Raw genomic sequence first — 23,710 nt, 5'->3', positions numbered from 1 at the left:
ACGATTACGCGTTGGCTTCCTTAACTTCGCGGATGCGGTCCTGATACTCGCGCAGCTTTTGCGGCGTCATCATACGACGCTGATCGTCAAGCACGACGCCGCCCACTTCGTCAGCGATATGCTGAGCGGACTGCAGCATCAGCTTGAAGTTTTGCAGCTCGTCGCCGTAGGACGGCACCTGCATAAAGATAGTGACACCCGGCGTCACGAAATCACCGGTCATTTCCGGGTCAAAGGTACCCGGGTTGACCATATTGGCCAGGCTGAACAGCGCCGGGCCGCTACCGTCAGGGCTCAGGTGGCGATGGAAAATATTCATGTCGCCAAATTTAAACCCTGCCTGTTGAATACTGTTAAGCAGCACGTCACCGTTGAGATGGCTGCCATGATGCGCGGCCACGTTCATGATGATCACCGCTTCTTTACGCTGCGGTTTTTCAACAACCGGTTCAGGCTCGACGACCGGCTCTGGCTCAACGTGCGGAGCCGGAGCGGGCTGTGGCGCAGGCTGTACATGCACAGGTTGCTGTGGCTGTTGTACAGGCTGCGCAGGCTGCTGTTGCACGGGCTGCTGCACAGGTTGCTGTTGCACAGGCTGTTGCGGCGGCTGACGCACCGGTTCTTCCGCCGGCTGCGGCGCTGGCTGGCGCGGCTGGGCAGAGGCATACGGCGGTTGATACTGGTGCTGCGGAGCGCGGGGGGCTTCATGCTCCCCATGAGCCGCGCCGGGCGCAGTATTGACCCGATGAACACGAACTTCACCCACGCCGTCGTCGTCACGATCTACGATGTCATCTTCACTGTCATCGTCATCACGACTGGACTTCATGCGCTTCAGTGGGCGATCGCGAAACATCGAGGAACGCTCTTTACGGCTGGTCCAGAAACCATGTACCAGTAAAGCGATTATGGCGATCGCGCCAACAATGATTAATATCAGACGCAAATCCTGCATCATTATATTCTCTGTTGTTCTAACACCTTGCCACCACGGCAAACATTTACTCACTAAGAGTATTTGCCGTTTACGTCAAGTGCAAGTGTGTGCAGAGCATTCACAGCATAAAGATGAAGTAAATTGTGCTTTTTGCTGGTTTTTCGAACATTTCCGAACTGGTCATTGGTCCGCAAGTGGATAATATAGGCGGGCAATTCCACTGGTTGTGAAAAAAGGAGTACAGCCTGGTTATGGTTTCAACATCATCTTCTCCCCCATGCAGCGGCGTCTGGTATTTTTCTCAGGGCTGGAAACTGGTCTCACTGCCGGGTATTCGACGCTTCGTCATTCTTCCGCTGGTAATCAATATTATTCTGATGGGCGGCGCGTTCTGGTGGCTGTTCACAAAGCTCGAAAGCTGGATCCCATCGCTGATGAGCTACGTGCCGGACTGGCTGCAGTGGCTTAACTACCTGCTCTGGCCGGTGGCGGTGATCTCCGTGCTGCTGGTCTTTGGGTACTTCTTTTCGACGATTGCGAACTGGATAGCCGCACCGTTTAACGGACTGCTGGCGGAACAGCTTGAAGCGCGGCTTACTGGTGCAACACCGCCGGATACGGGCGTACTGGGGATCATGAAAGATCTCCCGCGCATCATGAAGCGCGAATGGCAGAAGTTTGCCTGGTACCTTCCCCGTGCGGTTGTGCTGCTTGCTCTCTACTTTGTACCCGGCATCGGGCAGACGGTCGCACCGGTGCTATGGTTCCTGTTCAGCGCCTGGATGCTGGCCATTCAGTACTGCGACTACCCGTTCGATAACCACAAGGTGCCGTTTAAAGCGATGCGTACCGCCCTGCGCACACGTAAGGTTGCCAATATGCAGTTTGGCGCGCTGACCAGCCTGTTCACCATGATTCCCTTCCTGAACCTGTTCATTATGCCCGTCGCGGTCTGCGGTGCGACGGCGATGTGGGTCGACTGCTACCGTGCTAAGCACGCGTTATGGAAGTAATGCAAAAATGTGTAAAACAGGGGTGGCTTATGCCGCCCCTTATTCCATACTGATACCCATTATTTCCTTGCAGTATATAGATATGCGAATTCCTTACTTCCCCCTACCTGCTTAGCAGGTATGCTGGGTCGGTATCCCAATTTCATACAGTTAAGGACAGGCCATGAGTAAGATTTATGAAGACAACTCGCTGACTATCGGTCATACGCCCCTGGTTCGACTGAACCGTATCGGTAATGGACGCATTCTGGCGAAGGTCGAATCACGTAACCCGAGCTTCAGCGTAAAATGCCGTATCGGTGCAAACATGATTTGGGATGCGGAAAAACGTGGCGTTCTGAAGCCTGGCGTTGAGCTGGTGGAACCGACCAGCGGCAACACCGGTATCGCACTGGCCTATGTGGCTGCCGCACGCGGCTACAAACTGACGCTGACCATGCCTGAAACCATGAGCATTGAACGACGCAAACTGCTCAAAGCGCTGGGCGCGAACCTGGTGCTAACCGAAGGCGCGAAAGGCATGAAAGGTGCCATTCAGAAAGCTGAAGAAATTGTCGCCAGCGATCCGGCAAAATATCTGCTGCTTCAGCAGTTCAGCAACCCGGCTAACCCGGAAATTCACGAGAAGACCACCGGCCCGGAAATCTGGGAAGATACTGACGGCCAGGTTGACGTATTTATCTCCGGCGTAGGTACCGGCGGTACGCTGACAGGCGTGTCTCGCTATATTAAAGGCACAAAAGGTAAAAAAGAGTTGATTACCGTTGCCGTTGAACCTACCGACTCACCGGTTATCGCTCAGGCGCTGGCGGGGGAAGAGCTTAAACCTGGCCCGCATAAAATTCAGGGCATCGGCGCAGGCTTCATTCCGGGTAACCTGGATCTGAAGCTGATCGATAAAGTCGTTGCCATCACTAACGAAGAAGCCATCTCTACCGCGCGTCGTCTGATGGATGAAGAAGGTATCCTGGCGGGAATCTCTTCCGGTGCGGCCGTTGCGGCAGCGCTCAAACTTCAGGAAGATGAAGCCTTTACCAATAAGAATATTGTGGTTATCCTTCCTTCCTCGGGTGAGCGTTACTTGAGCACCGCACTGTTTGCCGATCTGTTCACTGAAAAAGAGCTGCAACAGTAGTGCCAGTATGTTAATAACGCGTAAAAAAGCACCTTTTCAGGTGCTTTTTTGTGGCCTGCTTCAAATTTTTGCCCCTCCTGGCATTGCTTCACCCCGTTGTGTCTGGTATTTAAACCAGCAATTATTTTGAAGCGTGAAATTAATCAGTGAACGAAATAGCCTTGCTGAATCGATTTTATGATTTGGTTCAAGTCTTCCTTTCGCTGCATAATGTTTAATGGCGAATGAAACGTCAGCGCTAACAATACAGGCTAAAGTTAAGCCGCCAGGCTAGACTTTAGTTCCACAACACTAAACCTATAAGTTGGGGAAATACAATGTTCCAGCAAGAAGTTACCATTACCGCTCCGAACGGTCTGCACACCCGCCCTGCTGCTCAGTTTGTTAAAGAAGCGAAAGGCTTCACTTCTGAAATCACTGTAACTTCCAACGGCAAAAGCGCTAGCGCAAAAAGCCTGTTCAAACTGCAGACTCTCGGCCTGACTCAGGGCACCGTTGTTACCATCTCTGCTGAAGGTGAAGACGAGCAGAAAGCAGTTGAGCATCTGGTAAAACTGATGGCTGAGCTCGAGTAAGTTTCCGGGTTCTTTTAAATATCAGTCACAAGTAAGGTAGGGTTATGATTTCAGGCATTTTAGCATCCCCGGGTATCGCTTTCGGCAAAGCACTGCTGCTGAAAGAAGACGAGATCGTCATCGACCGGAAAAAAATTTCTGCCGACAAGGTTGATCAGGAAGTTGAACGTTTTCTGAGCGGTCGTGCCAAGGCATCTGCGCAACTGGAAGCGATCAAAACTAAAGCTGGCGAAACTTTCGGTGAAGAAAAAGAAGCCATCTTCGAAGGGCACATCATGCTGCTCGAAGATGAGGAGCTGGAGCAGGAAATCATAGCCCTGATTAAAGATAAAGGCATGACGGCCGACGCGGCTGCGCATGAAGTTATCGAAGGTCAGGCAACTGCCCTGGAAGAACTGGATGATGAATACCTGAAAGAGCGTGCGGCTGACGTGCGTGACATCGGTAAGCGCCTGCTGCGCAACATCCTGGGCCTGGCCATTATCGACCTGAGCGCGATTCAGGATGAAGTTATCCTGGTTGCCGCTGACCTGACCCCGTCAGAAACCGCACAGCTGAACCTGAAAAAGGTCCTCGGTTTCATCACCGACGCGGGCGGCCGTACCTCCCACACCTCAATCATGGCGCGTTCTCTGGAACTGCCTGCCATCGTGGGTACCGGTAGCGTCACCTCTCAGGTGAAAAACGGCGACTATCTGATTCTGGATGCCGTAAACAATCTGGTTTACGTCAACCCAACTAACGAAGAGATCGAAAAACTGCGCGCGGTTCAGGAGCAGGTTGCGACTGAAAAAGCGGAACTCGCTAAGCTGAAAGACCTGCCAGCCATCACGCTGGACGGCCATCAGGTAGAAGTGTGCGCAAACATCGGTACCGTACGCGACGTTGATGGCGCTGAGCGCAACGGTGCGGAAGGTGTTGGTCTCTATCGTACAGAATTCCTGTTCATGGACCGCGACGCGCTGCCAACTGAAGAAGAGCAGTTTGCTGCGTACAAAGCCGTCGCAGAAGCGTGTGGCTCACAGGCGGTTATCGTCCGTACTATGGACATCGGTGGCGACAAAGAGCTGCCGTACATGAACTTCCCGAAAGAAGAGAACCCGTTCCTGGGCTGGCGTGCCGTGCGTATCGCAATGGATCGTAAAGAGATCCTGCGTGATCAGGTTCGCGCTATCCTGCGTGCCTCCGCTTTCGGTAAGCTGCGCATCATGTTCCCGATGATCATCTCTGTTGAAGAAGTGCGTGCACTGAAGAAAGAGATCGAAATCTACAAACAGGAACTGCGCGACGAAGGTAAAGCATTTGACGAGTCAATCGAGATCGGCGTGATGGTGGAAACACCAGCAGCGGCGACCATTGCGCGTCATTTAGCCAAAGAAGTTGATTTCTTTAGTATCGGCACCAATGATTTAACGCAGTACACCCTGGCAGTTGACCGTGGTAATGATATGATTTCACATCTCTACCAGCCAATGTCACCGTCCGTACTGAACTTGATCAAGCAAGTTATTGATGCTTCTCATGCAGAAGGTAAATGGACTGGCATGTGTGGTGAGCTTGCAGGCGACGAACGTGCTACACTTCTGTTGCTGGGTATGGGTCTGGACGAATTCTCTATGAGCGCCATTTCCATCCCGCGCATTAAGAAGATTATCCGTAACACGAACTTCGAAGATGCGAAGGTGTTAGCAGAGCAGGCTCTTGCTCAACCGACAACGGACGAGTTAATGACGCTGGTTAACAAGTTCATTGAAGAAAAAACAATCTGCTAATCCACGAGATGCGGCCCAAATTACTGCTTAGGAGAAGATCATGGGTTTGTTCGATAAACTGAAATCTCTGGTTTCTGATGATAAGAAAGACTCCGGAACTATTGAGATTGTTGCTCCGCTCTCCGGCGAGATCGTCAACATCGAAGACGTGCCGGATGTAGTGTTTGCTGAGAAAATCGTTGGTGATGGCATTGCTATCAAACCAACTGGCAACAAAATGGTTGCTCCAGTTGACGGCACCATCGGTAAAATTTTTGAAACCAACCATGCGTTCTCTATCGAATCTGATAGCGGTATCGAACTGTTCGTTCACTTCGGTATCGACACCGTTGAACTGAAAGGCGAAGGCTTCAAACGTATCGCGGAAGAAGGCCAGCGTGTTAAAGTTGGCGACCCGGTGATTGAATTCGATCTGCCACTGCTGGAAGAAAAAGCCAAGTCTACCCTGACGCCGGTTGTTATCTCCAACATGGACGAAATCAAAGAACTGATCAAACTGTCTGGCAGCGTCACCGTGGGCGAAACCCCGGTTATCCGCATCAAGAAGTAATTCTTGCCGCACAGAAAAATGGCGCCTTCGGGCGCCATTTTTGTTTATGCGGGGAGGATAAGCTCGTCGTAGCCTTTCGACTGGGTATAAAGCATCACGTCAGTCACCCGATCGCCGGCCATGCGAATGGCATCAGCAACGGTTTTCCCCTCAACAATTCCGCTCACCAGTTCTGAACAGAACAGGTCGCCCGTCCCTTTCAGATCGGTTTCTACGCGCGGATGCGCGCTGACGGTCACGCCCTCACGCGTCACCAGTACCACGTGGATGTTTTCCGGGTCATCGGCCACCGGCGCGCTGGTGATGGCCACCCATTTCAGGCTGTCAGAGAGCAACCCCTGCGCCGCCGCGATGGCGCTTTCCGGCGTACGGCACGGTTTGCCGCTCAATACTTCCAGCTCATAGACGTTTGGCGTAATCCCCTGCGCCAGCGGCAGCAGGTGCTCCCGATACGCTTCCGGGATATCCGGCTTCACGTACATTCCGCTGTCAATATCGCCGATAACCGGGTCGACCAGCACCAGCAGGTCAGGATGCTGGGCTTTGACCGCCCTCAGCCACTGTGCCAGTAGCGCGATCTGGCTGGCGCTGCCCATGTAACCGGTAGTGACCGCTTTAAGCTCGCGCAGGATCTCACGCTCTTCCAGCGCCTTAAGGTAGCCGCTGAACCACTCGTCGGGGATCACCCCGCCGTAGAAGGTGTCGTAGTGCGGCGTGTTGCTGAACAGCACCGTCGGCACGGCGGTGACGTTCAGCCGGTGGGTACGAATGTTCGGCACCGCAATGCTGTTCCCCACGCTGCCGTACACCACCTGCGACTGCACCGCGACAACGTCGGTTTGCTGCGCCCGGGTGTTATCCCGGAATAGAATCATCTCCATGACGCTTAAATCCCCGCCCCCTGCGAATAACTCTCTTCACCAAAGACGCCGGTAGACAGATAGCGATCGCCGCGATCGCAAATAATCGCCACCACCACCGCCCCCGGGTTTGCCTTCGCCACCCGAATCGCGCCCGCTACCGCGCCGCCCGAGCTGACGCCGCAGAAGATACCTTCACGCACGGCCAGCTCACGCATGGTATTTTCCGCCTCGCGCTGATGAATATCCAGCACCTGGTCCACAAGCTGCGCATTAAAAATGCCCGGCATATACTCCGCCGGCCAGCGGCGAATGCCCGGAATGCTACTCCCCTCTTCCGGCTGCAGGCCAACGATGGTGACAGCTTTCTCCTGCTCGCGCAGAAACCGCGACACGCCGGTAATGGTGCCGGTAGTCCCCATGCTGGAGACAAAATGGGTGATGCGCCCGCCGGTCTGCTGCCAGATCTCCGGCCCGGTGGTGGTGTAGTGTGCGTACGGGTTGTCCGGGTTGTTGAACTGATCGAGCAGCTTACCTTCGCCGCGCTCGGCCATCGCTAACGCTAAGTCGCGTGCCCCTTCCATCCCCTGCTCTTTGGTGACCAGAATCAACTCGGCCCCGTAGGCGCGCATCGCGGCGCGGCGCTCCTGGCTCATGTTGTCCGGCATCAGCAGCTTCATGCGGTAGCCTTTCAGCGCGGCGATCATCGCCAGCGCAATACCGGTGTTGCCGCTGGTGGCCTCAATCAGCACGTCGCCTGGCTTAATTTCGCCGCGTTTTTCGGCCTGGACAATCATCGACAGCGCCGCACGGTCTTTCACCGACCCCGCCGGGTTATTGCCTTCGAGTTTGACCCAGATTTCGCTGCCGTTGTTCGGCCCCATGCGCTGAAGCTTGACCAGAGGAGTGTTGCCGATGGTGTGTTCGAGTGTATTCACGATTTTTACTCAATAAAAAGCCCGGTAAGCATCACGCCACCGGGCGAAAAACATACTCAATAACCTATCAGGCTGACTCAGCCAGAGCAATATCCTCGCGCGCCTCAATCCGCTCGTTACCGTGATAAATACGGGCATGCTGCAGCCCGACAAACAGGCGCTCACCCCGGTGCGGCGGGACGTCGTCGCGCATGACCACGGTCAGCGGCTCGGTATACCATCCCAGCGGCTGTACCACCAATTGGGTGTAGTGCCCTTTAGGGCTAGCTTCCAGTACCTGTACTGGCAGCGGAGAGTCCAGGCTGGTGCGGCGGCTGACGTCCACCTCCCACGGGCGCAGGAACAGATCGACCGGCCCCTGGTGCGCAGAAGTGTAGCCCAGCGGCCAGCGGTGCGCACCGACGTGGAACTGCCCACCGCGAATGGTGCCCTGCAGACGGTTCACCTCGCCCATAAACTCCAGCACGAAGCGGGTCGCCGGCTCGCGCCAGAGCTGCTCCGGCTCGTCAACCTGCTCAATGTTGCCCTGGCTCATGACCACTACGCGGTCCGCGACCTCCATGGCCTCTTCCTGGTCGTGAGTCACGAAGACGCTGGTGAATTTCAGCTCTTCATGCAGCTGACGCAGCCAGCGGCGCAGCTCTTTGCGCACCTGCGCGTCCAGCGCGCCGAAGGGTTCATCCAGCAGCAAAATTTGTGGCTCAACGGCCAGCGCGCGCGCCAGCGCCACGCGCTGCTTCTGCCCGCCGGAAAGCTGGGCCGGGAAGCGGTCCGCCAGGTGAGCCAGCTGTACCATCTCCAGCAGTTTGGTCACTTTCGCCTTAATGGTTGCCGCATCCGGGCGTTCACGACGCGGCAGCACGGTCAGGCCAAAGGCGATATTGTCGAAAACGGTCATGTGGCGGAACAGCGCGTAATGCTGGAATACAAAACCCACTTTACGATCGCGGGCGTGCAGGCGGCTTACATCGGTGCCGTGGAAGCGGATGTGCCCGCTGGTCTGATGCTCAAGCCCGGCGATAATCCGCAGCAGCGTGGTTTTGCCCGAGCCAGACGGCCCCAGCAGCGCTACCATTTGTCCGGAAGGGATATCCAGTGAGATATCATTCAGCACCTGGGTGCGACCAAAAGACTTCTTAATATTGGCAATCTCAATGCTCATGATTTCCCTCCTGATGCTGACGTTTTTCCTGATTCTCTAAACGCCACTGCACCACACTCTTCAAAAACAGGGTCAAAATGGCCATCAGCGTCAGCAACGCTGCGGCAGTAAAGGAACCGACGGTGTTGTAGTCCTGTTCCAGTAACTCAATCTGTAACGGCAGCGACAGCGTTTCACCACGAATCGAGCCGGAAACCACCGACACCGCACCAAACTCACCGATGGCGCGGGCGTTGGTCAGCACCACGCCGTAAAGCAGCGCCCAGCGAATGTTCGGCAACGTCACGCGGCGGAACATCTGCCAGCCGGATGCGCCCAGCAGCACAGCCGCTTCGTCCTCGTTGCTGCCCTGGCTTAACATCACCGGCACCAGTTCGCGTACCACAAACGGACAGGTCACGAAGATGGTCACCAGCACCATGCCCGGCCAGGCGAACATGATCTGCAGGTTATGTTCATCCAGCCAGCCGCCCAGCGGGCCGTTGGAGCCGTAAAAGAGCAGGTAAACCAGACCGGCAACAACAGGCGACACGGCAAACGGGATATCCAGCAGGGTCAGCAGCAGCTGACGTCCCGGGAAGTTAAAGCGCGTCACCAGCCAGGCCAGCAGCGTACCGAAGACCAGGTTCACCGGTACGGTGATTAACGCAATCAGCACCGTCAGCCAGATGGCGTGCAGCATGTCCGGGTTCGCCAGGTTTTCCAGCGCGGGCATCAGCCCCTTGCTGAACGCCTGGACGAAGATATAAATCGTCGGTACGACGAGGATGAGGGCGGAAACCAGCACGCCCACGCCAATCAGAAACCATTTACCCCAGTTGATGCGGGGCGCATCGTATCGCTTCAATTGCGTAACTTCCGCCATCAGTGACCTACCACACGTCGACCAAAGCGACTTTGCAGAGTGTTAATCGAGTACAGCAGCAGCAGCGAGGCCGCCAGGATCACCGAGGCAATCGCGCTCGCCGCCGGATAATCAAACTCCTGCAGACGGATAAAAATCATCAGCGAGGTAACTTCCGTTTTCCAGGCGATGTTCCCGGCGATGAAAATCACCGCGCCGAACTCACCGAGGCTGCGGGTAAACGACAGCGCAACACCCGCCATCAGCGCCGGAGAGAGCTCCGGCAGAACCACCTTGCGGAAGCTCTGCCAGCGGGTGGCGCCCAGCGTTTCCGCCGCTTCTTCGTATTCCGGGCCCAACTCTTCCAGCACCGGCTGCACGGTACGGACCACAAACGGGATGCTGGTGAAGGCCATCGCCACCGCGATCCCAAGCCAGGTATAGGTCACTTTGATATCAAGCTTTGCCAGCCACTCGCCGTACAGCCCGTTCACGGAGAAGAGCGACGCGAGGGTCAAGCCCGCAACCGCCGTCGGCAGCGCAAACGGCAGATCCATCAGTGCATCAAGCAGCGTACGGCCCGGGAAGCGATAGCGGGTTAAGATCCACGCCATCAGCAGGCCAAACACGCCGTTAAAAATCGAGGCGACAAACGCCGACAGCAGCGTCACCTTGTAGGCCGCTACCACCTGCGGGTTGGTGACCACATCCCAGTACTGCGCCCAGCTCATCTGAGCAAGCTGCATCACCAGCGCGCTGAGCGGCAACAGCAGGATCAGGCAGACGAACAGCAGGCTGGTCCCGAGACTTAAGGTAAAGCCCGGCAGCACGCGTTTTGTCGAAACTGCAAACATTACTTACGCCCCGCCGCCAGCAATTTGTCTAACTCACCGCCGCTGGCAAAATGCGTCTTCATCACCTCAGGCCAGGAGCCGAAATGATCTTCCACGCGGAACAGCGCGGTCTGCGGGAATTTGTCTTTCAGTTTGTTCATGACGTCCGGGTTGTTCACGCGGTAGTAATAATCGGTGATGATGGTCTGCGCCTGCGGGCTGTACAGGTAGTTGAGATAAGCTTTTGCCGCTTTCTCGGTCCCGTTTGCCTGCACGTTTTTATCCACCCACGCCACCGGGAACTCGGCCAGGATGTTGGTTTTCGGGATAACCACTTCGAAGCCCTGCGCTTCGTACTGTTTACGAATGTTATTCACTTCGGATTCAAAGCTGATCAGCACGTCGCCCAGCCCACGCTCGGCGAAGGTCGTGGTCGCCCCACGTCCGCCGGTATCAAACACTTCGACGTTTTTCAGGAACTGGGTCATGAACTGCTCGGTTTTGGCTTTGTCGTTGCCGTCAGCCTTGTCCGCCGCGCCCCACGCGGCTAAATAGGTGTAGCGCGCGTTACCGGAGGTTTTTGGGTTCGGGAAAATCAGCTTCACGTCAGAACGCACCAGGTCGCTCCAGTCGTGGATATTCTTCGGATTACCCTTGCGCACCAGGAAGCCCATGGTGGAATAGAACGGCGAGCTGTTGTTCGGTAGACGGCTCTGCCAGTCCGCCGGGATCAGCTTGCCCTTGTCGTGCAGGATCTGCACGTCAGTCACCTGGTTGTAGGTCACCACGTCCGCTTTCAGCCCCTGCAGGATCGCCAGCGCCTGTTTGGATGAACCGGCGTGAGACTGCTTGATGGTCAGCTTATCGCCGTTATTGTCTTTCGCCCACTGCTGTTCAAACGGCGGGTTAAGGGCGGCAAACAGCTCGCGGGAGACGTCATACGAACTGTTTAACAGTTCAGTCGCCTGCGCCTGGGCCACCAGCAGTAAACCTGCCAGCGCCAGAGTTCCTTTTTTCAGTACAGTAACGGCCATTGCGCACCCTTATAAATGTGATGACTATCTTATAGTCATAATATTTATAACGAGGTCGAAAGGAGTAACGGTTTTATATACCGTTTGGTGATTTAGAAGCAGAAAAGGGAATAAGGCACTTTTCCCCTCTCCCCTGTTGGGAGAGGGAAGGGTGAGGGGTGTTACAGCGCCAGCAGGCGCTCAACGGACGGCGCAAAGTAGTAGCCGCCGGTCACCGGTTTGGTGAAGCGCAGCATGGCGTCGCGCTTGCCGTCGGTGTCACCGAACATGCTCAGCAGCTGCTGCTCAATGTTGTACAGGCGCGCGCAGTAGGCGCAGAAGTAGAGGCCGTGCGTGCCGCTTGCCGTGCCGTACGGCAGGCTCTGACGAACAATCTTCAGCCCTTTACCGTTCTCTTTGAGGTCAACGCGGGACAGGTGAGAGGTCACCGGACGCTCATCGCCGTCAATCTCTTCGTTGGCTTCTTTGGTGCGGCCAATCATCATCTCTTGGTCATGCACGCTCATGCGGTTAAGCTGCTTGAGGTTGTGCTCCCAGCGCTGGACGAACACGTAGCTGCCGCCCGCGTCCACACCGCCTTTGATCACCGCCACGTCGCGACGAATCTCCTCACCCGCCGGGTTTTCGGTGCCGTCAACGAAGCCGCTCAGATCGCGTTCTTCCACCCAGCGGAAGCCGTGAACCTCTTCCTGCACGTCGATGCTGTCGCCAAAAGCCTCTACCGCCGCCTGTGCAACGGAAAAGTTCACGTCGTGGCGCAGGGAGAGGATGTGGATAAGTACGTCGTACTGGGTGGCCGGCGCCAGGCCTTTGCCGTAAGGGATGAAGTCTTTCAGCTCTTCCGCCCCTTCGCCGCCGCTCAGCTGACGCCAGACGTTATTGCCGAAGGCAACAACGGCACCCAGATGGGCTTCCGGGAATTTGGCCTGGAAGGTGGCCAGTTTATCAACGAAAACTTTGCTGGCCGCGCGCAGGGCATCCACGTCCCCTTTGACATTGGCTTCAATCCAAATCGCCGCGCGGCAATGTTCTGGCAAAATGCCACTCTGAACCTGAGACATCGCTCCTCCTGAAATAAAGATGCCACGTCAGCGTGGCATTGATGGCGGCTATTATACCCGGATTTCAGCGAGGCGGTTTGTTCAGGCGCAAATTACTGCTTCCAGACTATTTTGCTCACTTTCCAGCTCTTCAGCGTGTCGTCAGAGGGCATCAATCCTTCCGGGCCGCTCCAGGTTCCGGTGAAGATATAGCTGATGTGCTGGCTGCCTTCCGCCTTACATTCCACCGCTACCTTGTCGTCTGATGGTACGCTGGTGCAGTTGCCAAAGGCCTGCTTATAAAGTTCGCTAAAAGGCGTACCCACTTTCACACCGCTCGCCGTCGGAATATCGTCATCCATCACGGCAATTCGGTTTACCGTGCCTTTGTCACCGTTGATCACCAGCGCCAGCTTGTCGCCCTTCAGCGCTTCAAAGTAACGCACAATGTTGCCATTCTCGGTTTTCATGCCGCTGCGCAGGCGATAGTCACTGCTCAGGGCATCCTGAATGGCGTCCTGCTCCAGCGCCGTTGACGCGGTAATTTTTCCTACGCCCTGCTCGGTAACTTCGGTGGACGAACCAAACCAGTTCCACGGATAGGCCGCAGACCAGTTAATGGAGGAGAGCGTCGAACAGCCGGTCAACGCCAGCGGGAGAGCGCATAAAAGTAAACGCAGCGATTTCATTGAAACGTCCTTTCTAATTAAATCAACGCTTGTTGGAGTGCGACTTCGGCAAAAAGTGCCGCATTAATCATCCTGATGCCTAAAACAGGCGCGAAGACGCGGGTTGGTCAGCAGCCACAGCAGCGCCACGATATCCGCCACCACCAGCGCAATGCCAATACCCGTCAGCGGTTCACCGTACCACCAGAGCACCGGCTGCCAGAAGAGCAGCGCAATCTGGGCGAGGATCAGCAGCCAGCGAAGCCCGCCCCACAAGCGTGGCATCAGGTGCCGCCGCCCGCTGACCAAAAACGCCAGCACGGCAGGAATGCCCGGCAGTAATCCGATCCAGAAGGCATCGTGATCGGGATAGAAGAGATTCAGCAGCGTATCGCCCTGCCCGCGCGACGCGCCGGCCATCACAAACAGCACCCAGGTGCGGGCCTGGAGGAGCAAAACGCACCAGAATAAGAAAGGCAGCCTGACGCGGCCCTGCGCGTCATAGTCAGCCGGGTGGATCTCAGTACTCTTCATCTTCAATCAAACGCTTACCTAGCGTCAGCACGTCGGCGTGCTCGTAGCCCAGACGCTCATACATGCCCAACACCACGTCGTTATCTTCCCGCACCATGATCTGGATTTTCGGGCAGCCTCGGGCGATGAGTTTCTTTTCCAGACGATTAAGCAGCGCATTGGCGATGCCGCGCGCCCGGTATTCCGGGTGCACGCCCAGATAATAGGCCGAGCCTCGGTGGCCATCGTAGCCGCCCATGACGGTGCCGACGACCTCGCCGTTCACTTCCGCGACCAGAAACAGGCTGACGTCGTGGTTTACCTTACGCTCGATGTCCATTTCCGGGTCGTTCCACGGACGCAGCAAATCGCAGCGCTCCCAAAGGGTGATCACCTCTTCGAAATCTTCCTGGCGAAAAACGCGTATCTCCATGGTATTAACTGCCTTTTCGGGTTTAAAAACAGTGATTATGGCGTGAACGGGACGTTTAGCCAATAACCGGGGAAAATCTCGCCAAAATTTGGCATAATGTCACTTTGTCACGTATTGAAATGAAAAGTAAAACAATTCTCAATAAGGACTGTCGTAACGGGAAACACGATACGATATAACACCAGGACCCCATTTTTTAGTATTCAGGCCGCATGAGCACATTCAAACCATTAAAAGCACTCACATCGCGTCGTCAGGTTCTCAAAGCGGGGCTGGCGGCCTTAACGTTAACGGGCATCGCTAAGCAGGCTCAGGCAAAAGACGAGAGCACGCTCAAAACCAGTAACGGACACAGCAAGCCGAAAACCAAAAAGCCGGGCGCAAAGCGTCTGGTGATGCTCGACCCGGGCCACGGCGGGATTGATACCGGCGCCATTGGCAAAAACGGGTCGAAAGAAAAACACGTCGTGCTGGCGATTGCAAAAAATGTGCGATCGATTTTACGCAGCAACGGCATTGACGCCCGCCTGACGCGCTCCGGCGACACGTTTATTCCGCTGTATGACCGCGTTGAGATCGCCCACCAGCACGGTGCGGATCTGTTTATGTCGATCCACGCGGACGGCTTTACCAACCCGTCAGCCGCAGGCGCTTCGGTGTTTGCTCTCTCCAACCGCGGCGCCAGTAGCGCCATGGCGAAGTACCTCTCCGACCGAGAAAACCGGGCGGATGAAGTGGCCGGGAAGAAAGCCACCGATAAAGATCATCTCTTACAGCAGGTGCTGTTTGACCTCGTGCAGACGGACACCATTAAAAACAGCCTGACGCTCGGCTCGCATATTCTCAAACGGATTAAGCCGGTGCATCGTCTGCACAGTAAAAGCACCGAACAGGCGGCGTTTGTGGTGCTGAAGTCACCGTCCATCCCGTCCGTGCTGGTGGAAACGTCCTTTATTACCAACCCGGAAGAAGAGCGCCTGCTCGGCACTGCGGCGTTTCGCCAGAAGATCGCCAACGCCATCGCCTCCGGCATTATCAGTTACTTCAACTGGTTCGATAATCAGAAAGCACACTCCAGGAAACGCTGATGAAACCCAATGCACAGCTGGTCAAAACGTTCCTGCTGCAGCTGCAGGATGAGATTTGCCGGAAACTGGCCGCCGCAGACGGCGGTGAATTTCAGGAAGATAGCTGGCAGCGCGAAGCGGGCGGCGGCGGGCGAAGCCGGGTGCTGCGTAACGGCGGCATCTTCGAACAGGCGGGCGTGAATTTCTCCCACGTTCACGGCGATGCCATGCCCGCGTCTGCGACGGCGCATCGCCCTGAGCTGGCGGGCCGCAGCTTCGAAGCGATGGGCGTCTCGCTGGTGATCCACCCGCATAACCCGTTCGTGCCGACCAGCCACGCCAACGTGCGCTTTTTCATTGCAGAAAAACCGGGGGCCGAACCGGTCTGGTGGTTTGGCGGCGGTTTCGACCTCACGCCCTACTACGGCTTTGAAGAGGATGCCGTGCACTGGCACACCACCGCGCGCGACCTCTGCCAGCCGTTTGGCGAAGACGTCTACCCGAAATTTAAAAAGTGGTGCGACGACTACTTTTACCTGAAGCACCGCGACGAGCAGCGCGGCATCGGCGGATTGTTCTTTGACGATCTCAACACGCCGGATTTTGACACCGCGTTCAGCTTTATGCGCGCGGTGGGCGAAGGCTTTACCGACGCGTACCTGCCGATTGTGGAACGCCGTAAAAACACCGACTACGGCGTGCGCGAGCGCGAGTTCCAGCTTTATCGTCGCGGGCGCTACGTGGAGTTCAACCTGGTGTGGGATCGCGGGACGCTGTTCGGCCTGCAGACCGGCGGACGCACGGAATCGATTTTAATGTCGATGCCGCCGCTGGTGCGCTGGGAGTACTGCTACGAACCAAAAGAAGGCAGCCCGGAGGCTGCCTTGAGTGAGTTTCTTAAAGTACGCGACTGGATTTAACTGCCGGATGGCGCTGCGCTTATCCGGCCTACTCAATCCGTAGGTCGGGTAAGCGAACGCGCCACCCGACAAAACGCCCTTACAGCGGCTGCGTCTGCGCCTCAACTACCGCCAGCGCCACCATGTTCACGATGCGGCGCACGGAGGCAATCGGCGTTAATACATGCACGGGTTTCGCCACGCCCATCAGCACCGGCCCCACGGTCACCCCTTCAGAGCTGGAGACACGCAGCAGGTTATAGCTGATACGCGCCGCTTCCACGTTCGGCATAATCAGTATGTTCGCCGATCCCTTCAGCGGGCTGTCCGGCATGCGTTCGTTACGGATGCTCTCCACCAGCGCGGCATCGCCGTGCATTTCCCCGTCAATCATCAGCTCTGGCGCACGCTCGCGCACCAACTCCAGGGTCTGGCGCATTTTGCACGCCGCCGCGGATTTAGACGAACCAAAGTTAGAGTGCGACAGCAGCGCCACCTTCGGCTCGATACCAAAGCGACGCACGGTCTCGGCGGCCATTACGGTGATCTCCGCCAGCTCGTCCGGAGTCGGATCGTCATTCACGTAGGTATCCGCAATAAAGGTGTTGCCGCTCGGCAGCAGCAGCGCGTTCATCGCCCCGGCGGTGTGAACGCCGTCGCGATAGCCGAAGATCTCCTGCACCACGCTGAAGTGCTCGTGGTAATCGCCGATGGTGCCGCAGATCAGCGCATCCGCTTCGCCGCGATGCACCATAATCGCGCCGATCACCGTGGTATTGCTGATCACCGCCCGCTGCGCCTGCTCCTGGGTGATCCCGCGACGCTTCATGATCGCGTAGTATTCGTTCCAGTACTCCTTAAAGCGCGGATCGGATTCGTTGTTAACGATCTCGAAGTCGACGCCCGGCTTAATCTGCAGGCCCAGCTTTTGAATACGCATCTCGATCACGCTCGGACGACCAATCAGGATCGGCTTCGCCAGCCCTAAGGTGATCAGCTCCTGCGTGGCGTGCAGCACGCGCGCCTCTTCCCCTTCCGCCAGCACCACGCGCTTCGCGTCTGCGCGAGCCTGAGAGAAGATCGGCTTCATAAACAGGTTGGTTTTGTAGACAAACTCGGTGAGCTTATCGACGTACGCGTCGAAATCCTGAATCGGACGCGTCGCCACGCCGGAGTCCATCGCCGCTTTGGCCACCGCTGGCGCAATTTTGACAATCAGGCGCGGATCGAACGGTTTTGGAATGATGTAGTCCGGGCCAAAGCTCAGATCCTGATCCCCGTACGCGGAGGCGACCACTTCGCTCTGCTCGGCATGCGCCAGCTCGGCGATGGCGTGAACGGCGGCCAGCTTCATCTCTTCGTTGATCGCCGTTGCGCCCACGTCCAGCGCACCGCGGAAGATGAACGGGAAGCAGAGCACGTTGTTGACCTGGTTCGGGTAATCCGAACGGCCGGTACAGATAATGGCGTCTTCGCGCACCGCTTTCGCCAGCGGCGGCAGAATTTCCGGCTCAGGGTTCGCCAGCGCCAGAATCATTGGCGCGCGCGCCATTTTCTTCACCATCTCCTGGGTCAGCACTTTCGGGCCTGAACAACCAAGGAAGATATCCGCGCCGTCAATCACGTCCTCAAGCGTACGCTTGCCGTCGTCTTCCACCGCGTACGCCGCTTTTGTTTCCGCCATGTTCGGCTCGCGGTCCTTATAGATCACGCCTTTGGAATCGCAGACTACAATGTTGTGTTTCTGCATCCCCAGCGCCACCAGCAGGTTCATACAGGCGATGGCAGCAGCCCCCGCACCGGAGACCACCATGCGCACGTCCGAGAGATTTTTCTCCACCACGCGCAGGCCGTTGAGAATGGCAGCGGTGCTGATGATCGCCGTACCGTGCTGGTCGTCATGGAACACGGGAATGTTCATACGCTCGCGCAGCTTCTGCTCGATATAGAAACATTCCGGCGCTTTGATGTCTTCCAGGTTGATGCCGCCGAAGGTCGGCTCCAGCGCGGCCACCACATTGATGAATTTATCGGGATCGAGTTCGTCCACTTCGATATCGAACACGTCAATACCGGCGAATTTCTTGAACAGAACGCCCTTCCCTTCCATCACCGGCTTACCGGCCAGCGCGCCGATGTTACCGAGACCCAGTACCGCCGTGCCGTTAGAGATCACGGCGACAAGGTTGCCGCGCGCGGTGTATTTGTAGGCCGCCAGCGGGTCTTTTTCGATCTCCAGACACGGCGCAGCAACGCCCGGCGAGTAGGCCAGCGCCAGATCGCGCTGCGTCGCCAGAGGCTTGGTGGGTGAGACCTGAATTTTACCGGGGACAGGGAACTCGTGAAAATCGAGGGCACTCTGTTTCAACTGCTCATCCATCTTATTTTTCCTTTCACGTATCGATCAAAAGGGTGACGTAAGCGATCCTGATGCACACCCTGGTGTGTCGCCTAGTATCGCCTCAGGACAGCGCATAAACTTTGAAGGCTGCCAAACTCTCACCATCACACATTAAAAAATGTTATCAATTTATATCAGCCATGTTACCCGTCTCAAAAGCAATGCCTCCCCCGTCTGCTATGCTTTTTTGTTAAGTCCATCATGATTTTCTCAGAAGTGTGAACTAACGCACTCATCTAACTCTTTTATTTCCAAGGAGTAATTATTTATGAACCAGCTAGACGGCATCAAACAATTCACCACCGTGGTTGCAGACAGCGGCGATATCGAGTCGATTCGCCACTATCAGCCGGAGGATGCGACCACCAACCCTTCGCTGCTGCTCAAAGCGGCGGGGCTTGCCCATTTTAGTCATCTGATTGATGACGCGATTGCCTACGGCAAACAGCGCGGGAAAACGCAGGAGCAGCAGGTTGCCGAAGCCAGCGACAAGCTGGCGGTTAATTTTGGTGCGGAAATTCTGAAAAGCATTCCGGGGCGCGTCTCTACCGAAGTGGATGCCCGCCTCTCATTCGACCAGGAGAAGAGTATTAACAAGGCGCGTCGTCTGGTGGAGCTCTACCAGGAGCAGGGGATCGATAAATCACGCATTCTAATCAAGCTCGCGTCGACGTGGGAAGGCATCCGCGCGGCGGAGGTGCTGGAAAAAGAGGGTATCCACTGCAACCTGACGCTGCTGTTCTCCTTTGCGCAGGCGCGCGCCTGTGCCGAGGCGGGCGTGTTCCTGATCTCGCCGTTTGTCGGGCGTATTTACGACTGGTACCAGGCGAAGCAGCCGATGGATCCGTACGTGGTAGAGGAAGACCCTGGCGTGAAGTCGGTGCGTAATATCTACGATTATTACAAACAGCACCGCTACGAAACCATCGTGATGGGGGCCAGCTTCCGCCGCACCGAGCAGATCCTGGCGCTCGCGGGCTGCGACCGCCTGACCATCTCCCCTGATCTGCTGAAAAAGCTGCAGGAGAGCGACGAAACGGTGATGCGTAAGCTGGTACCGACCTCTACCGTCCTGCCGAAACCAAAAGCCATGACCGAAGCAGAGTTCCGCTGGGAGCATAACCAGGATCCTATGGCCGTGGAAAAACTGGCGGACGGCATTCGCCAGTTCGCCGTCGACCAGCGCAAACTTGAAGATCTTCTCGCCGCCAAACTTTAACCTTGCCACGGAGTGAACTATGTCCCGTAAAGAGCTCGCCAACGCCATTCGCGCCCTCAGCATGGATGCCGTGCAAAAAGCCAATTCCGGCCACCCTGGCGCCCCGATGGGGATGGCCGATATTGCCGAAGTGCTGTGGAACGACTTCCTGAAGCACAACCCTAACGACCCGACCTGGTACGACCGCGACCGTTTTATTCTTTCCAACGGCCACGCCTCAATGCTGCTCTACAGCCTGCTGCACCTTTCCGGCTACGATCTGCCGCTGGAAGAGCTTAAAAACTTCCGCCAGTTGCACTCCAAAACGCCGGGCCACCCGGAGATTGGCTATACGCCGGGCGTTGAAACCACCACCGGGCCGCTGGGCCAGGGACTGGCCAATGCCGTCGGGCTGGCGATTGCCGAGCGCACGCTGGCCGCGCAGTTTAACCAGCCGGACCACGAGATTGTCGACCACTACACCTACGTCTTTATGGGTGACGGCTGCCTGATGGAGGGGATCTCCCACGAGGTCTGCTCGCTGGCCGGCACGCTGGGGCTCGGCAAGCTGATTGGCTTCTACGACCACAACGGCATCTCCATCGACGGGGAAACCGAGGGCTGGTTTACCGACGACACGGCAAAACGCTTTGAAGCCTATCACTGGCACGTGGTGCACGAAATCGACGGCCACGATCCTGAGGCGGTAAAGAAAGCAATTCAGGAAGCGCAGAGCGTGACGGACAAACCGTCCCTGATTATCTGCCGCACCACCATTGGCTTCGGCTCACCGAACAAAGCGGGCAAAGAAGAGGCGCACGGCGCGGCGCTGGGCGAGGAGGAAGTGGCGTTAACCCGGCAGAAGCTGGGCTGGAAATACCCGCCCTTTGAGATCCCAAAAGAGATCTACCGAGCCTGGGATGCGCGTGAGGACGGTGAGAAAGCGCAGCAGGCCTGGAACGAAAAATTTGCCGCCTACAAAAAAGCGCACCCGGAGCTGGCCGCCGAGTTTTCCCGCCGCATGAGCGGTGGCCTGCCGGAGGACTGGGACGATAAAACCCAGGCGCTGATTGAAAACCTGCAGTCTAACCCGGCGAAAATCGCCACCCGTAAGGCGTCGCAAAATACCCTGAACGCGATTGGCCCAATCCTGCCCGAACTGCTGGGCGGCTCGGCGGATCTGGCGCCAAGTAACCTGACGATCTGGTCCGGCTCGAAATCGCTCAAAGAGGACATCGCCGGGAACTACATCCACTACGGCGTACGCGAGTTCGGGATGACCGCCATCGCCAACGGCATTGCCCACCACGGCGGCTTCGTGCCGTATACCGCCACCTTCCTGATGTTCGTCGAGTACGCCCGTAACGCGGCGCGCATGGCGGCGCTGATGAAGGCCCGGCAGATCATGGTTTACACCCACGACTCCATCGGGCTGGGTGAAGATGGCCCGACGCACCAGGCGGTGGAACAGCTCGCGAGCCTGCGCTTAACGCCGAACTTCAGCACCTGGCGTCCGTGCGATCAGGTCGAGGCCGCGGTGGGCTGGAAGCTGGCGGTTGAGCGCCATAACGGGCCCACGGCGCTGATTCTGTCACGCCAGAACCTGGCGCAGATTGAGCGCACGCCGGAGCAGGTAAAAAACATCGCCCGCGGCGGTTACATCCTGAAAGACAGCGGTGGCAAGCCGGACGTTATCCTGATTGCCACCGGCTCTGAGGTGGAAATTACGGTGAAAGCGGCGGAGAAACTGACCGCCGAAGGTCACGCGGTGCGCGTGGTATCCCTGCCCTCAACGGATATCTTTGACGCCCAGGATGAGGCGTACCGGGAATCGGTACTGCCGTCCAGCGTCGCGGCACGCGTGGCGGTGGAGGCCGGTATTGCCGATTACTGGTACAAATATGTGGGACTGAAAGGAGCGATTGTTGGCATGCGGGGTTACGGTGAATCCGCCCCTGCCGACAAGCTGTTCCCGTATTTCGGCTTTACCGTTGAGAACGTGGTGGAGAAGGCGCTGAGCGTGATCTAGTGCGGTCTGCGTTGCCGGGTAAGCGACAGCGCCACCCGGCAAAACTAGCGTGTGATCCACAGCGTGGGCCAGGCATCTGGCCCATTCCAGTTATCACATCTCGGCTCCTCGGCGTAGCGCACCAGGCGGAAACGCTGGCCGTCAAAACGCCAGCGCGTCTGGATCCCACAGTCTCCGATCCCGCGCCCCAGCGCCAGCGTCGTCAGCTCGCGCGTCTTCTCATCAAAGCGGGTATTCATGAGCTCCATGTCACTGCTCTGGCTGGAGGGGGTAAACGGCAGACGCAGCCTGACGCTTCTGGCAGCAAACGGTTTTTTACGCGACACCAGCCACGCGAGGTCGACGGTATTGTACGCGCCCGCTTCACAGCTGATGATCATCAGCGCTTTGTCATCGGTCAACGCGGTCACGCGCACTTCCCGACGGTTTGGGTCGAGGGAGCACTGGCTGTGGTTCATGCGCCAGTTACCGTAATCCAGCAGATCGTTCAGTTCGCCATGCGTCAGCGGCGTCGGCGTCGGGTTCACGACGGCTACCTTTTTTAACGCTGGTGCCGGCGGCACGCTCAGCGGCGGGCTATCCCCTTTTCTAATCCATGCCGTTTCGCTGCCAACGCGCTTCTGCTGGGCGTCGATAAACAGCAGCGCCGCTTTCAGGCCGACCAGCGAGATCGTCTGCTTTCCTCCGCGCAGGGTCAGCGCCTGCCCTTCCTGAATGGTTTTCAGAAACGTGGTAATGGTGCCCGTATCGTCAGTCTTGAGATGCCAGGACGTTAACTGCCAGTGCGGTGCAGTGAGTTTTAACGGAACATTGTCGAGCAGCAGGCGCGGGGCGATGTCAGGCTCTTTTACCGGTGGGGACGAAAGTCCGCCGAGATCGATGCGCAGGCTGGCGTCCGTTTTCGCACCAGCGCTACGGCTCAGGGTCATAACCAGGCCATGATGCTCGCCGGTATTGCGCGCTACGCAAAAATTCTGGTTGTTGCAGGTAACCTGCCAGTCTGAGAAGGACTGCTGCGCAGGCGCGGCCCACACCTGCGGTGCAGGTAGCACGCAAAAAACGAAGAGAAGAAAAACGCAGTAGCGCATGAATGGCACAGCCCCGGAAACGAATAGGTCAATCTGGGGCGTATCTTCGTGCCCAGGGCGGGCGGGCTCAATCGGATTTATCGGATAGATTTATCTGAAATACAACTTATCACGATACCTGAGCGCCGTTCATCAGTCCGCTGGTTTGCAGATACTGCAGCAGGATCACCGCTTTACCGTCGCGGATTTCGCCGCGTTTGACCATCTCAACGGCCTGAGCGAAAGGCATTTCCAGCACTTCAATATCTTCATCCTCTACGCCGCCGCCGCGGTGAGTGCGCTGGGCATCGGTGTATTCCGCAATGAAGAAGTGGACCAACTCGGTGACGCCGCCAGGGGACATGAAAAGCTCAAAGACTTTTTGCACCTCTCCCACTTCAAAACCTGTCTCCTCGACGGCCTCCTTGCGGATGCAGACTTCCGGCTCATCGTCATCAAGCAGACCGGCGCAGGTTTCAATCAGACGCCCATCCTCGTTGCCGTTGACCCAGGTCGCGACCCGAAACTGGCGAATCAGCACTACGCTCTGCTTTTCACGGTTATACAGCAGAATGGTTGCGCCATTGCCCCGGTCGTAGACTTCGCGTTTGTGGCGAATCACGTCACCGTTCTTACGGGTTAAATCGTAAGTGATGTTACGCAGGACAAAGTAATTTTCAGAAAGGATTTTGTCTTTGATAACGGTAATGTTCAGGGACATACGGGCTCCACGGCTAAATGA

The 23,710-nt window shown here is 56.8% G+C and carries 23 protein-coding genes; 9 read left to right on the top strand and 14 right to left on the bottom strand.

What is annotated here, in order from left to right:
* Positions 1-4 precede the first annotated feature (4 nt).
* Positions 5-958: a cell division protein ZipA gene (zipA, locus tag D5066_RS06390; protein WP_119915396.1), complete on the bottom strand. Its 954-nt coding sequence runs from the start codon at positions 956-958 to the stop codon at positions 5-7.
* A 230-nt stretch (positions 959-1,188) separates the two neighbouring features.
* On the opposite strand from zipA, the gene cysZ reads away from it, so the two are divergent.
* From cysZ to crr, 5 genes are all read left to right on the top strand, one after another.
* Positions 1,189-1,950 (top strand): sulfate transporter CysZ, encoded by a 762-nt coding sequence (cysZ, locus tag D5066_RS06385; protein WP_119915395.1) that lies wholly within the window; start codon positions 1,189-1,191, stop codon positions 1,948-1,950.
* A 163-nt stretch (positions 1,951-2,113) separates the two neighbouring features.
* Entirely contained in the window at positions 2,114-3,085 is a 972-nt protein-coding gene (gene cysK, locus D5066_RS06380) for a cysteine synthase A (RefSeq protein ID WP_028013996.1), read from the top strand.
* 317 nt (positions 3,086-3,402) lie between these two features.
* Positions 3,403-3,660 carry a phosphocarrier protein Hpr gene (ptsH, locus tag D5066_RS06365; protein WP_000487600.1) on the top strand — a complete coding sequence of 86 codons (258 nt, stop codon included), beginning with the start codon at positions 3,403-3,405 and terminating at the stop codon, positions 3,658-3,660.
* Between the two features lie 44 nt (positions 3,661-3,704).
* Complete coding sequence (ptsI, locus tag D5066_RS06360) at positions 3,705-5,432, top strand: phosphoenolpyruvate-protein phosphotransferase PtsI (RefSeq protein WP_008501604.1); 1,728 nt, start codon at positions 3,705-3,707, stop codon at positions 5,430-5,432.
* 40 nt (positions 5,433-5,472) lie between these two features.
* Positions 5,473-5,982 carry a PTS glucose transporter subunit IIA gene (gene crr, locus D5066_RS06355; protein WP_003861316.1) on the top strand — a complete coding sequence of 170 codons (510 nt, stop codon included), beginning with the start codon at positions 5,473-5,475 and terminating at the stop codon, positions 5,980-5,982.
* Between the two features lie 44 nt (positions 5,983-6,026).
* Here crr and pdxK read toward each other — a convergent pair whose 3' ends face one another.
* The 10 genes from pdxK to D5066_RS06305 form a co-directional block, all read right to left on the bottom strand.
* A complete protein-coding gene (gene pdxK, locus D5066_RS06350; protein WP_119915393.1) occupies positions 6,027-6,863 on the bottom strand; it encodes a pyridoxine/pyridoxal/pyridoxamine kinase in 837 nt (278 codons plus the stop codon).
* Between the two features lie 5 nt (positions 6,864-6,868).
* Positions 6,869-7,780 carry a cysteine synthase CysM gene (gene cysM, locus D5066_RS06345; protein WP_119915392.1) on the bottom strand — a complete coding sequence of 304 codons (912 nt, stop codon included), beginning with the start codon at positions 7,778-7,780 and terminating at the stop codon, positions 6,869-6,871.
* 67 nt (positions 7,781-7,847) lie between these two features.
* Positions 7,848-8,942 (bottom strand): sulfate/thiosulfate ABC transporter ATP-binding protein CysA, encoded by a 1,095-nt coding sequence (cysA, locus tag D5066_RS06340; protein WP_061097451.1) that lies wholly within the window; start codon positions 8,940-8,942, stop codon positions 7,848-7,850.
* Positions 8,932-9,807: a sulfate/thiosulfate ABC transporter permease CysW gene (cysW, locus tag D5066_RS06335; protein WP_028014000.1), complete on the bottom strand. Its 876-nt coding sequence runs from the start codon at positions 9,805-9,807 to the stop codon at positions 8,932-8,934. The genes cysA and cysW overlap by 11 nt, the downstream gene beginning before the upstream one ends.
* The gene (gene cysT, locus D5066_RS06330; protein WP_014884745.1) at positions 9,807-10,640 is read right to left on the bottom strand and encodes a sulfate/thiosulfate ABC transporter permease CysT; all 834 of its coding nucleotides are present in this window, start codon (positions 10,638-10,640) and stop codon (positions 9,807-9,809) included. Before cysT ends, cysW begins: the two co-directional genes overlap by 1 nt.
* A complete protein-coding gene (cysP, locus tag D5066_RS06325) occupies positions 10,640-11,653 on the bottom strand; it encodes a thiosulfate/sulfate ABC transporter substrate-binding protein CysP (protein WP_080328479.1) in 1,014 nt (337 codons plus the stop codon). The genes cysT and cysP overlap by 1 nt, the downstream gene beginning before the upstream one ends.
* A 161-nt stretch (positions 11,654-11,814) precedes the next feature.
* The gene (locus tag D5066_RS06320) at positions 11,815-12,714 is read right to left on the bottom strand and encodes a Dyp-type peroxidase (protein WP_119915391.1); all 900 of its coding nucleotides are present in this window, start codon (positions 12,712-12,714) and stop codon (positions 11,815-11,817) included.
* Between the two features lie 92 nt (positions 12,715-12,806).
* The gene (locus D5066_RS06315; RefSeq protein WP_119915390.1) at positions 12,807-13,382 is read right to left on the bottom strand and encodes an RpoE-regulated lipoprotein; all 576 of its coding nucleotides are present in this window, start codon (positions 13,380-13,382) and stop codon (positions 12,807-12,809) included.
* A gap of 63 nt (positions 13,383-13,445) precedes the next feature.
* Positions 13,446-13,895, bottom strand: coding sequence for a DUF2919 domain-containing protein (locus D5066_RS06310; RefSeq protein WP_080328476.1), 450 nt, complete (start codon positions 13,893-13,895; stop codon positions 13,446-13,448).
* Entirely contained in the window at positions 13,882-14,307 is a 426-nt protein-coding gene (locus D5066_RS06305) for a GNAT family acetyltransferase (RefSeq protein ID WP_003861292.1), read from the bottom strand. The genes D5066_RS06310 and D5066_RS06305 overlap by 14 nt, the downstream gene beginning before the upstream one ends.
* Positions 14,308-14,519: 212 nt before the next feature.
* On the opposite strand from D5066_RS06305, the gene amiA reads away from it, so the two are divergent.
* Both amiA and hemF read left to right on the top strand, forming a co-directional pair.
* The gene (amiA, locus tag D5066_RS06295; RefSeq protein WP_119915389.1) at positions 14,520-15,395 is read left to right on the top strand and encodes an N-acetylmuramoyl-L-alanine amidase AmiA; all 876 of its coding nucleotides are present in this window, start codon (positions 14,520-14,522) and stop codon (positions 15,393-15,395) included.
* Positions 15,395-16,294 (top strand): oxygen-dependent coproporphyrinogen oxidase, encoded by a 900-nt coding sequence (hemF, locus tag D5066_RS06290; protein WP_119915388.1) that lies wholly within the window; start codon positions 15,395-15,397, stop codon positions 16,292-16,294. Before amiA ends, hemF begins: the two co-directional genes overlap by 1 nt.
* A 79-nt stretch (positions 16,295-16,373) precedes the next feature.
* On the opposite strand, the gene maeB is transcribed toward hemF, so the two are convergent.
* On the bottom strand, positions 16,374-18,653 hold the full coding sequence (gene maeB, locus D5066_RS06285) for an NADP-dependent oxaloacetate-decarboxylating malate dehydrogenase (protein ID WP_119915387.1): 2,280 nt from the start codon (positions 18,651-18,653) through the stop codon (positions 16,374-16,376).
* 289 nt (positions 18,654-18,942) lie between these two features.
* Between maeB and tal the strand changes: the two genes are divergently transcribed.
* The gene (tal, locus tag D5066_RS06280) at positions 18,943-19,893 is read left to right on the top strand and encodes a transaldolase (protein ID WP_080328472.1); all 951 of its coding nucleotides are present in this window, start codon (positions 18,943-18,945) and stop codon (positions 19,891-19,893) included.
* A 19-nt stretch (positions 19,894-19,912) separates the two neighbouring features.
* Complete coding sequence (gene tkt / locus D5066_RS06275) at positions 19,913-21,901, top strand: transketolase (RefSeq protein ID WP_119915386.1); 1,989 nt, start codon at positions 19,913-19,915, stop codon at positions 21,899-21,901.
* Between the two features lie 44 nt (positions 21,902-21,945).
* Here tkt and D5066_RS06270 read toward each other — a convergent pair whose 3' ends face one another.
* Entirely contained in the window at positions 21,946-22,989 is a 1,044-nt protein-coding gene (locus D5066_RS06270) for a DUF1176 domain-containing protein (RefSeq protein WP_119915385.1), read from the bottom strand.
* 109 nt (positions 22,990-23,098) lie between these two features.
* Complete coding sequence (gene nudK, locus D5066_RS06265) at positions 23,099-23,689, bottom strand: GDP-mannose pyrophosphatase NudK (protein ID WP_080328469.1); 591 nt, start codon at positions 23,687-23,689, stop codon at positions 23,099-23,101.
* Positions 23,690-23,710 lie beyond the last annotated feature (21 nt).

It is taken from the genome of Enterobacter chuandaensis (genome assembly GCF_003594915.1).
Classification (GTDB): Bacteria; Pseudomonadota; Gammaproteobacteria; order Enterobacterales; family Enterobacteriaceae; genus Enterobacter; species Enterobacter chuandaensis.
Note: the sequence above shows the minus strand (reverse complement) of the source record. Positions and strands in the feature narration are given on the sequence as shown.

Coding starts and splice junctions, on each gene's coding strand:
- zipA (WP_119915396.1), bottom strand. CDS start 958: ATGATGCAGGATTTGCGTCTGATATTAATCATTGTTGGCGCGATCGCC.
- cysZ (WP_119915395.1), top strand. CDS start 1,189: ATGGTTTCAACATCATCTTCTCCCCCATGCAGCGGCGTCTGGTATTTT.
- cysK (WP_028013996.1), top strand. CDS start 2,114: ATGAGTAAGATTTATGAAGACAACTCGCTGACTATCGGTCATACGCCC.
- ptsH (WP_000487600.1), top strand. CDS start 3,403: ATGTTCCAGCAAGAAGTTACCATTACCGCTCCGAACGGTCTGCACACC.
- ptsI (WP_008501604.1), top strand. CDS start 3,705: ATGATTTCAGGCATTTTAGCATCCCCGGGTATCGCTTTCGGCAAAGCA.
- crr (WP_003861316.1), top strand. CDS start 5,473: ATGGGTTTGTTCGATAAACTGAAATCTCTGGTTTCTGATGATAAGAAA.
- pdxK (WP_119915393.1), bottom strand. CDS start 6,863: ATGGAGATGATTCTATTCCGGGATAACACCCGGGCGCAGCAAACCGAC.
- cysA (WP_061097451.1), bottom strand. CDS start 8,942: ATGAGCATTGAGATTGCCAATATTAAGAAGTCTTTTGGTCGCACCCAG.
- cysW (WP_028014000.1), bottom strand. CDS start 9,807: ATGGCGGAAGTTACGCAATTGAAGCGATACGATGCGCCCCGCATCAAC.
- cysT (WP_014884745.1), bottom strand. CDS start 10,640: ATGTTTGCAGTTTCGACAAAACGCGTGCTGCCGGGCTTTACCTTAAGT.
- cysP (WP_080328479.1), bottom strand. CDS start 11,653: ATGGCCGTTACTGTACTGAAAAAAGGAACTCTGGCGCTGGCAGGTTTA.
- D5066_RS06320 (WP_119915391.1), bottom strand. CDS start 12,714: ATGTCTCAGGTTCAGAGTGGCATTTTGCCAGAACATTGCCGCGCGGCG.
- D5066_RS06315 (WP_119915390.1), bottom strand. CDS start 13,382: ATGAAATCGCTGCGTTTACTTTTATGCGCTCTCCCGCTGGCGTTGACC.
- D5066_RS06310 (WP_080328476.1), bottom strand. CDS start 13,895: ATGAAGAGTACTGAGATCCACCCGGCTGACTATGACGCGCAGGGCCGC.
- D5066_RS06305 (WP_003861292.1), bottom strand. CDS start 14,307: ATGGAGATACGCGTTTTTCGCCAGGAAGATTTCGAAGAGGTGATCACC.
- amiA (WP_119915389.1), top strand. CDS start 14,520: ATGAGCACATTCAAACCATTAAAAGCACTCACATCGCGTCGTCAGGTT.
- hemF (WP_119915388.1), top strand. CDS start 15,395: ATGAAACCCAATGCACAGCTGGTCAAAACGTTCCTGCTGCAGCTGCAG.
- maeB (WP_119915387.1), bottom strand. CDS start 18,653: ATGGATGAGCAGTTGAAACAGAGTGCCCTCGATTTTCACGAGTTCCCT.
- tal (WP_080328472.1), top strand. CDS start 18,943: ATGAACCAGCTAGACGGCATCAAACAATTCACCACCGTGGTTGCAGAC.
- tkt (WP_119915386.1), top strand. CDS start 19,913: ATGTCCCGTAAAGAGCTCGCCAACGCCATTCGCGCCCTCAGCATGGAT.
- D5066_RS06270 (WP_119915385.1), bottom strand. CDS start 22,989: ATGCGCTACTGCGTTTTTCTTCTCTTCGTTTTTTGCGTGCTACCTGCA.
- nudK (WP_080328469.1), bottom strand. CDS start 23,689: ATGTCCCTGAACATTACCGTTATCAAAGACAAAATCCTTTCTGAAAAT.